This window comes from Ruegeria sp. YKSD163, from assembly GCF_059612905.1.
Genome location: NZ_JBXWRM010000055.1, coordinates 1 through 1,069, shown reverse-complemented (window position 1 = coordinate 1,069; position 1,069 = coordinate 1). Strand labels below are relative to the sequence as shown.

Sequence of the window (1,069 nt, the reverse complement as noted above, 5' to 3'; positions counted from 1 at the left end):
GTCTTCGTGGAAATTGACTGCGGTGCCGGGCGCTGCGGTGTGACGACAACCCCGGCGGTGGTCGAGATCGCCAAGGCCGTCGTCGCAGCGGACAACCTGACCTATCGCGGCATCCAGGCCTATCAGGGCGCGATGCAGCACATGGACAGTTTCGAGGACCGCAAGGCCAAGATCGATGCGGCCATTGCGCAGGTCCAGGACGCGGTCGACGCGCTGAAGGCCGATGGGGTCGAGACCGACCTGGTGTCGGGCGGTGGCACGGGATCGTATTACTTCGAGAGCAATTCCGGCCTCTACAATGAATTGCAGTGCGGGTCGTATGCCTTCATGGATGCCGACTATGGTCGCATCCTCGATCAGAACGGCAAGCGCATCGACGCGGGCGAATGGGAAAACGCCTTCTTCATCCTGACCTCGGTCATGAGCCACGCCAAGGCCGACAAGGCGATCTGCGACGCGGGCCTCAAGGCGCAATCGGTCGATAGCGGGCTGCCGTTCATCTATGGGCGCGACGACGTGGAATACGTCAAATGCTCGGATGAACACGGCGTGATTTCCGACCCGAAGGGCGTCTTGAAGGTCAATGAGAAGCTCAGGCTCGTGCCCGGTCACTGCGACCCGACCGCCAATGTGCATGACTGGTATGTCGGTGTGCGTAACGGCAAGGTCGAATGCGTCTGGCCGGTCTCGGCCCGCGGCCGCGCTTTTTGATTTCGGACAGGCACAGCCTGTCCGACCGGCTGGAGGGTCGTCCTTTGGGCGCCATTGGTTCAAGCCCAATGGACGACGCCCCTCCCGACCTCCCCGGGATATTTGCAGCAAGAGGAAGAGGCAGGGCCTGGCCCTGATGGGATGCGATGTGGATTGTTCCAGAACGTGAGATAGCCGGGTTGATGACCCGCGCGGCTGCCTTTGATGCCGTTGAACAGGTCTTTGCCGCCATGGCCTCGGGCGATGCCTGCAACTTTCCCGTGGTGCGCGAGGCCCTCGGCCACGAGGACGCGCTTTACGGCTTCAAGGGAGGGTTTGACCGCGCTGGCCAGACACTGGGCCTGAAAGTGGGCGGCTA

At 62.4% G+C, this 1,069-nt stretch carries 1 protein-coding gene and 1 pseudogene; both read left to right on the top strand.

All coding sequences use genetic code 11. The features are described 5' to 3' along the window. A partial coding sequence (locus AC2FNA_RS24155; protein WP_496830978.1) for an alanine racemase occupies positions 1–711 on the top strand: 711 nt, incomplete at its 5' end. 146 nt (positions 712–857) lie between these two features. Next, positions 858–1,069: pseudogene (locus tag AC2FNA_RS24150) on the top strand (ornithine cyclodeaminase family protein); the annotation flags it as partial.